At 51.8% G+C, this 8,418-nt stretch carries 7 protein-coding genes; 4 read left to right on the forward strand and 3 right to left on the reverse strand.

The genetic code is table 11. The annotated features are described in order from the left end of the window. Positions 1–68: 68 nt before the first annotated feature. Complete coding sequence (locus B7989_RS14195) at positions 69–1,202, forward strand: GGDEF domain-containing protein (protein WP_233144399.1); 1,134 nt, start codon at positions 69–71, stop codon at positions 1,200–1,202. A gap of 29 nt (positions 1,203–1,231) precedes the next feature. Here B7989_RS14195 and B7989_RS11615 read toward each other — a convergent pair whose 3' ends face one another. The 3 genes from B7989_RS11615 to B7989_RS11625 all read right to left on the reverse strand — a co-directional run bounded on the left by B7989_RS11615 (position 1,232) and on the right by B7989_RS11625 (position 5,774). Continuing rightward, positions 1,232–2,425, reverse strand: a complete 1,194-nt coding sequence (locus tag B7989_RS11615) for an MFS transporter (RefSeq protein WP_088628645.1) — start codon at positions 2,423–2,425, stop codon at positions 1,232–1,234. An 85-nt stretch (positions 2,426–2,510) separates the two neighbouring features. Next, complete coding sequence (locus B7989_RS11620; RefSeq protein ID WP_088628646.1) at positions 2,511–3,671, reverse strand: class I SAM-dependent RNA methyltransferase; 1,161 nt, start codon at positions 3,669–3,671, stop codon at positions 2,511–2,513. Between the two features lie 48 nt (positions 3,672–3,719). Beyond that, positions 3,720–5,774 (reverse strand): carbohydrate-binding domain-containing protein, encoded by a 2,055-nt coding sequence (locus B7989_RS11625; protein ID WP_088628647.1) that lies wholly within the window; start codon positions 5,772–5,774, stop codon positions 3,720–3,722. Between the two features lie 182 nt (positions 5,775–5,956). On the opposite strand from B7989_RS11625, the gene B7989_RS11630 reads away from it, so the two are divergent. The 3 genes from B7989_RS11630 to pheS are packed head-to-tail and all read left to right on the forward strand — an operon-like array spanning position 5,957 to position 8,132. Further along, positions 5,957–6,448, forward strand: a complete 492-nt coding sequence (locus B7989_RS11630; protein WP_088628648.1) for a pyridoxamine 5'-phosphate oxidase family protein — start codon at positions 5,957–5,959, stop codon at positions 6,446–6,448. A 14-nt stretch (positions 6,449–6,462) separates the two neighbouring features. Further along, entirely contained in the window at positions 6,463–7,101 is a 639-nt protein-coding gene (locus tag B7989_RS11635) for a GNAT family N-acetyltransferase (protein ID WP_088628649.1), read from the forward strand. Positions 7,102–7,109: 8 nt separating this feature from the next. Further along, positions 7,110–8,132 (forward strand): phenylalanine--tRNA ligase subunit alpha, encoded by a 1,023-nt coding sequence (pheS, locus tag B7989_RS11640; protein ID WP_088628650.1) that lies wholly within the window; start codon positions 7,110–7,112, stop codon positions 8,130–8,132. Positions 8,133–8,418 lie beyond the last annotated feature (286 nt).

Consider the following 8,418-nt stretch of genomic DNA (forward strand, 5'->3'; position numbering starts at 1 on the left):
GTTAAAAATCAGATGCCGTAATTGAAAAATAAGATTTTTTTCTATTTTTCTATGGTAGGTGTAAGAATATGAGTGATTTTGTTTTTTATGCAGAAGTCAGTGTCGGCTGTGCGTGTGTCTTGACACTCCTTTTGTATAGCATCAAAAGACTCCCGACGCCGCAGTTCAAATTCAAGCTTTTCCATAACTTGGTGCTGTGGCATATTCTCTATTTCTTGAGCGATGCGCTTTGGGCGCTTGTAAACGACGGCATCATTCCCAAAAATGTCTATAGCGTTTTGGCGGTAAACTACTCGAACGCGATTATTATTTCGTTGCTTTTTTATAGCTGCTTTACTTTTGCCGAAATGAGCACGCGCCCAGAGATGACTCGCTTGCAAATCCACAGCCTTCAGGCAAAACTCCGAATTCCGATTTTTGTAGAAATGGTGCTGTTGCTTGTTTCGTTTGTAGTTACGCCTGGTTTTTGGCTAGACGACAAACTGGAACTGCGTGACTTGTACTATGTTGTGCTGATGTTCCTCCCGTTTATTTACATCATGACGGTGACGGTCCGGTGCTTTTTCCGCGGACTTAAACCGGAAAATCGCAAGAATTTCAAGACGTACTTGATTGTGGGTAGCTACACCCCGGGCTGCATAGTGGCGGCAGCCTTGCAGGTGTTCTTCTCGATGACGACGCCGATTTTCTGCTTCTGGTGTACCATGATCATTCTGTTCGTTTACCTGAACCTGCAAAATCTTCTGATTTCGACGGATACGCTGACCTCGCTCAACAACCGTAACCAGTTGGAACGCTTTTTGCAGTCTCCGCGCGACTCCAAGAGCTATTACGTGGTGATGGTGGATGTGGACCATTTCAAGCAGATTAACGATACCTACGGCCATATCGAAGGCGATCGCGCACTTGTGCTTGTTTCTAAGGCGCTCAAGAGCGCATGTGCCTGCATGGGCAAATCGGTGTTCCTGTGCCGTTATGGCGGCGATGAATTCTTGCTTGTTGTGCAGACGGAAATACCCGAATATGTCATCAGGATTATCCGCGAATGCTTGCGTGAAGAAATTGAAAATCGCGACGAACGCCGGTATTATACGCTCCAGGTGAGCATCGGTTATGCCAGTTGGGATGGTCGTATTTCGAACTTCAGGAAGAGCGTCATTGATGCAGACCAGATGATGTACGAAGACAAGCGTTCGACGTAATGCTTCTTTTTGGGTGCAAACCTGCTCCGTTATCCTTCAAGTTTATTTTTCGAATAATGTCTTGCGGTCCACGTGAAGTAAAGCACGTCGGCGATTACGAGTGCTATGGCGCAGGCGAGGAATACCGGCTGGTGCATGCCAAAATATCCTGCCATCGATCCGCCTGTGAGAATTCCTGCTCCGATACCGATGTCCCAACCGCTTAGGTAGGTGCTGTTGGCGGTGCCGCGCTGGTCATGGCGGGCGAGGTTCACGCACATGGTCTGGTAGCCCGGGAAAATCAGGCCGAGGCTTGTACCGATCAGGAATGCCGCGACAAAGAAGGTGATGGGCGAGTGGCTGAAGGCGAGAATGAAGTAGGCAACCACATTCAAGGTCATGCCGGTGCCCACCAGGTGAATCAGGTAGCCGCGGTCAATCAAGCGCCCTGTCATAATGCGGTTCATAATCAGGCCGGCCGCAATCAAGGCGTAGAACCAGCCGGAACCGCCGATGCCAAGCTCCTTGGCGTAAAGGGCGATGTAGTTGGTGACCGGGCCGTAGGCGAATCCGACGAAGATGAAGTTTACGAATTGCGGAATGGCGCGGGTTAAGAAGAATCGGTCAAGCGAAAGCGGTGCGTGCGGTTTCTTTTCTTTGCGTGGCACGTTCAAAGTTTGCACAAGAATCAAGCCAATTACGCACAAAATAATCGAAATCGCAAACACGATGGTGTCGCCGAAAGCCTCATACAGGAACATGCCGGTCATGGGGCCTGTCGCAAACGCCAGATTCACGCTGATGCCGAAGTAGCCGATGCCTTCACCGCGACGGCTTGCGGGCAGGGCGTCGATGGCGACCGTATTGCTCGCCGTGCTCGAGATTCCGAAGAACAGACCATGCGCAAACCGCACGGCGGCAAGAATCGGCAAAATGCCGACGGTCTTGTAGCCTAAAAAGCAGGCGGTAAACGCGAAGAATGTCCAAAAGTACAAGGGCTTGCGGCTGAGCGTATCCACCAAGAATCCGGCGAAAGGCCTGCAGGCAAGTGCACCAATCGTATAAAGCGAGATGATAAATCCGGCGGTCGCGTTGTCGGTCGCGAATTTCTCGATAATGTAGAGCGGGAGAATCGGCAGCAGCTGGTAAAAGCTGAAGAACAGCAAGAAGTTCGCGGCGGCAACCGTCACGAAATTCCGCGTCCATAGTGCAGGCTTTTCTGTTGTCGAAACTTCTGCTGACATAATCCTTTCTCAATGTGTGATGTGGAATGAGGAATGTGAAATGAGAAATTTCTCATCACACATCTCACATTTCACATTTCACATTCTACTTTCTCTCCAGCATAACAATCGTTTCGAGATGCGGGGTGCCGGGGAACAAGTCCAGCGGCTGGATTTCGCGCACGCGGTAGCCGTAGCGTTCCCATTCCTTGAGCGAGGCCGGGATTTCGTCGGTGCCGCAGAACACATGGCATACGCGAATCGGTTTGCGCATGGCAAGTGCATGAATCACGCCGGGTTCGCAGCCCTTGCGAGGCGGGTCCAGCAGGATTTTTTCGGGTTCGCCTGGGATCGGCCGCGGCAGGCGAGTCTGCACGAACATTTCGTCAATCTTGCCGGCGATAAAGCGGTAAGACTTTTTGAGGTGCTTGGCAGAAGCCTTTGCGCAATCAATCGACGGACCTTCCCATTCCACGCCCAAGACGTCCTTGGCGGCTTCGCCGAGCGCAAAGCTGAACAATCCGTAACCGCAATACAAATCTAAGAAATGGTCTTCTTTGCTCAGACTGAGCAAGCGGCTTGCAGCCTTGATCAAGTTGTGAATCTGGCTTTCGTTAATCTGGCTGAATCCCGTGACAGGGTAGCGCAAGCTGAACTTGCCGAGTCCCAGGCTCATTTCGCGCGGGCCATAGAGCTGCTTGAAGTTTAAGCCTTCGGTCGGGCGCTTTGATTCCAAGTAGTAATCCGATTCAGTCGTGTCCACGTAGGCGTGCGCGGCCGTCACCTTGAAAGGGGTTTCTTTCAAGGCGTCCGAAATCAGCTTGAGTTTGCGAACGACGCTTGCATCAATCTTCTTGATGTTGAAAATGACCACGCGATACTGGTAGGTGCCGCGGATAATAATCCAGTTGAGAGCGTAGGCCAGCGGCTTGTAAGCCGGCTGAATCAGCTTTTCGAACAAGAAGTCGTAAATCTTGTTGTGTTCTTCGGGCTCGAGCATCGATTCTTGACGATCGAACTGCAGGTTGCCCGGTTGCATGTATACGCGGCGCTTGCTTGTGGTGCGGTAGGCGCGCGGCAGCGGGCTTGCAATCACCTTCTGCGGGGTGCCCGCAAGGCGATTGACGTCCCAGAATTCTTGAATGGCGAGGTCCTTAATGCGGAGCTCGTCTTTGTAATCGAGCATCGCGAGCGATTCGCCGTGGGCGGAATCTGCTTCGCGGGTGTAGCCCGGAACCTGATGTGCAATGGCTTGTTCGAAAAACATGCCATAAATTTAGAAAGTTTTAAAGACGGTAGGGAATCGTGCGCCGCTTTACTTGTGCATGTAACTCACGCCGTTGGGGAACTTGACTTCTGTCCAGCCGTTCGTCTGTACCTGAGCAACCGATGTCACCTCGCCGCCGTAGATAATGGCGTTGCCTTGGTAAGTCGGCTTGAATGCCGCCTTGTCGGAGCCGTAGTAGCTTGTGTTGTTGTAGGTAACGGTGGCACACTTGGGAAGGTCCGTGGAGTAGTTTCCGAATGCAAGGAGAACGCCTCCGGTAATTTCAAAGCCGGCATCGGTATCGATCAGGCCACCTGCCATGTTGGAGGTGCATCCGCCGTTACCGCCACCCATGCCGCCGCCACCCTGGCCGCCCCAGCCGCCAAAGTTAAATCCGCCCATGCCATTCTCGTAGCTTTCGCCAGTGATTTCGAGAATCAGCACGCCGCCGGTCATCTTTCCGGAGCCGTTTGCATCGAACACGTCGACCATGTTGCCCTTTGCACTGATGTAGTGGTAGCCTCCGCTAACGACGATATGGCCACCGCTTTCGCTAAACGCTGCGTACTGACCGACGTTATCCTTCGGGCCGCCGGCGCCGTTCCAGCCATCATTCGTTGCGAATGTCGAGGTGATGCCCCCTTCAGCAAAAATCTTGTAGGATTCAATACCTTCATTCGCAGTGACCACGTTGATGGTGGAACCCTTCATGTACAGGGCAGAATCCGCATGGATACCGTCGTCCTTTGCGTTGATTGTGACATCGCCGCCGTTCATATAGATTTGCCAGTGAGTGTGCAGGGCGTCATCGCCTTCGGATTTCACGTCAAGCTTGCCGCCATTGACATAGATATACTTTTCGGCAACAAGTCCCTTGCCCGTAGCAGTCACCTTGACTGTGGAGGTTTCGGTGGAATCGCTAATCATTACGTAGTTGGCCGCGTCGATACCATCGTCGCCAGCCTTGATGGTGATATTGCCGCCCCTGATATCGATAATGCCCTTGCCTTCGACGATGTTCTTGCATTCGCCATTGACTTCTTCGCATTCGTCGCTTTCAAGGCCGTCGCCCTTCTTGGCGGTAAGGTTCAGGGTGCCGCCCGAAATTTGGAGGCTGCCCTTGCCCTTGACGGCGTTTTCTTCGGCTTCGACCGTAATGTTGCCGTTCTTGATTTTAAGATCGTTGCTGCACTGGATGCCGTTCCTGAATTTGCCCTTGACGGTCAAGGTACCTGCACCCTTGATGTTCAAGTCATCGCGGGAGTAGATGGCAGCCTTGGCGGTGTCCTGTGCGCCGTTGATCTTGGTGAACAAATGATTGCCGTTACCGTCTTCGACCACGTTGGTGGTGCCCTTGACCAGGTGAATCACCGTCTTGTCGGCGTTCTTCACGAGAATCGGGGCGTTAGAACTTTTCAAAGTCGCGTTATAGAGGTAAATGCCGGTGTTGCCCTCTTTTTCGGCGGCCGGAGTGTTTACGACCACCTGGAAGTCAGAAGATTCTCCGGTTACGTAGTAGGCGCCCGGGCACGTGATGGTTGCAACTTTGTCTGCAACTTCGACACAACCGTTGTTGTTCTCGACCGTGGCCGAGGTGCCCGCAAGTTTCAAGAGAATCTGCGTGCCGTTCAAGGTGCGAGCGTCTTCATTGTCGTTCTCGTCATCGCCAGATTCGCTGCCCGGATTCGGGGTGACCGGAACTACGCTGCTGGAACTTGAAATGTCTCCGCCAGGGATTTGACTGCCTGGATTTTGCTCGTCGGGAATGTTACTGCTGGAACTGGAAAATCCTGTGCCTGGATTTTCTGTTCCCGGAATTTGAGGGTTGGAATTTTCGTTACCTGGAATCTCTGAACCGGGAATTTCATTACCCGGCGCTTCATAACCCGGAACGTCTGTTCCAGGAATCTGGTTTCCTGGAATGCCTGTGCCAGGATTTTCAGTACCGGGAACTTCCGTTCCGAAAAATTCGTTCCCATAGGGGTTTTCGGCAGAGATGGGTGTTTCGCCGTTGGGGACGGCGTTTGTAGTATTGTCTTCGAAGCAGGCCGTTAAGCTCAATGTTACGGATGCCGCAATCACAGGCAACTTCAACATTTTCATATAGTACTCCCTTTTTCTTGTAATATAGCCCCTGTTCCCGAAACAGGCAATGTTTTAATAATAGTTTCCGTTGCTATTAAAAACAACATAGGTAAACATCTTTTTGTGTAAGAGGCGTGTAAAGTAAATCTTGATGAAATAACTACATTATTAGGGCTATAGCTTAGATTCTGGAGAAAATAATGCGTCGTAAAGACCGTGAAGTTTTGGGCGACGAAAATATCGCAAAAGTTATTGAACAGTGTACGACCTGCCATGTCGCGATGATAGACGATGCCGATGCGGGGATGCCCTATATGATTCCGCTGTCGTTTGGATACAGCTTGAAAGACGGCGTTCTTGAATTGTATTTCCATTGCGCACATGTCGGCAAGAAACTCGATTGCATCCGCAAAAATCCGAACGTGGCGTTCAGCATGTGCGTCGAGAACCGCATCGAGATTCACGAGGATGTTTATTGCAAGAGCGGGCGCTTTTATGCAAGCGTTGTCGGGCTGGGCAAGGCCGAAATCGTCGAGGATAGCGCCGAGAAATGCCGCGGACTTTCGCTCCTGATGGAACGGCAAGCCGCAGGCGCCCCGCACAAGTTCGAATTCACGCCCGCGCAGGCCGCCGCCGTGACCGTATTCAAGATTACGAGCACGAATTTCACCGGGAAAGCGAAAACGGAATAGAAGGGGATCTCTATATGGCAAGTAAACTTGAATTCGGGTTACAGACTCGCGAAGAACTCGACGAAGCCGGCTTAATTATGGCAAGGGCGTACGAAGATTATGACTACGTTACGCTCTATTTCCCTGATAGGGAAAAAAGCCGAAAGGGACTGCAGATTTTTATGCAATGCGTCCTAAAAGCGTGCTATGGAAAGGCTGACTTGTTGGCGGCGCATCGTGACGGTAAGTTGGTTGCCCGAGCAACACTGGAGGCTCCCGGTTTCAAGAAACCTTCCGCGTTTCAATACATTATACACGGCTTTTGGCGTGTGTACCTTAATACGAAATGGAGCGAAATCAACGGATTTATAGCTATGGACGAGAACGCCAGCAAGCCCTGCCACGATTTTCAGAAATCGGGGCCGGACATCTGGTATCTCAGCATGCTCGAAGTGGACCCGTCTGCGCAGGGGCAGGGTGTCGGCTCACAGTTTCTGGCTTATATGGAAGAATACGTGCGGGAGCGCGGCGGCAAGCAGTTGGCCCTATTTACCAACTCACGGGAAAATCTCGACTTTTACAGCAAACGCGGCTACGAGGTCTTTCACGAATGCGAAATTGAGCACGACGGCAAAAAAATCGGCAGCTGGAGCATGAAAAAAATTCTAAATTAACGGCCACTATGAGTGAAGCTATTAACAATGTGAAGCAGGCGTTTGACGCAGAACTTGCGCAAACCGACCTTACGAACCAAGAAGCCGTCAACAACCTCCGCGTGAAGTACCTGGGCAAGAAGGGGGCCGTCACCGACCTCATGAAGCAGATGGGCACGCTCAGCGCCGAGGAACGTCCGGCTTACGGCAAGCTCGTGAACGAACTTAAGGTCGCCGTCTCCGAGGCTATCGACAAGGCTATCGAGACCGCGAACCAGGCTGCCCTCCAGAAGAAGCTGGAAAGCGGCTTTGTAGATACCACGCTCCCGGGTGCAGGCATCCCGGCGGGCAGCACGCATCCGCTTTACGACGTGCGCGAAGAGATTATCGACTTCTTCAGCCAGATGGGTTTCGAAGTGGACTTCGGTCGCGACATCGAAACGGACTGGTACAACTTCGAAGCCTTGAATACGCCTCCTGACCACCCGAGCCGCGACATGCAGGACACGTTCTACGTGGACGATAAGGTGATGTTGCGTACGCATACCTCCGGCACGCAGATCCACTACATGGAAACGCACAAGCCGCCGTTCCGCATGATTGCTCCGGGCCACGTGTTCCGTGTGGACAACGATGCTACCCACGCCCCGATGTTCCAGCAGTGCGAAGGCCTCGTGGTGGACGAAAACATCAGCTTTGCAGACCTCAAGGGCGTGCTGCAGGTGTTCATGAACAAGCTGTTCGGCGAAGGCGTCAAGACGCGTTTCCGCCCGAGCTTCTTCCCGTTCACGGAGCCCAGCGCCGAAATGGACGTGAGCTGCGTGTTCTGCGGTGGCAAGGGTTGCCGTCGCTGCAAGGGAACCGGCTGGATGGAAATCGGCGGTTGCGGTTCCGTGGACCCGAACGTGTTCAAGAACTGCGGCATCGATTCCGAGAAGTACACAGGCTTTGCATTCGGCTTCGGTCTCGACCGTATCGCCATGCTCCGCCACGCGATTCCGGAAATCGGCCTCCTGACCAGCAACGACCAGAGATTCCTCTCCCAGTTCTAGTCTAGACGAAAGATATGAAAAAATGAGTCCGATCTCGTGAGAAGTTGAAGACTCTAAAAAATTAGATTACGATTGAGCGGTCCTATAAGGTCCGCTTTTCTGTATATAGACTATTCTAAGTTGGAATAATGTTGCGGATTTTTTTCTCTTGACATTGTAAATAAAAACTATACATTTGAAACAAAGTGTTTCCCCAAAAGAAGGAGAAAATCATGAGATTTGCACAAAACCATAAAATCACGATAATCGCACTTGCTTTGGGTGCGGTCGGTTTCATTGCCTGTTC

This window comes from Fibrobacter sp. UWB5 (assembly GCF_002210295.1).
In the GTDB taxonomy this organism is placed as follows: domain Bacteria; phylum Fibrobacterota; class Fibrobacteria; order Fibrobacterales; family Fibrobacteraceae; genus Fibrobacter.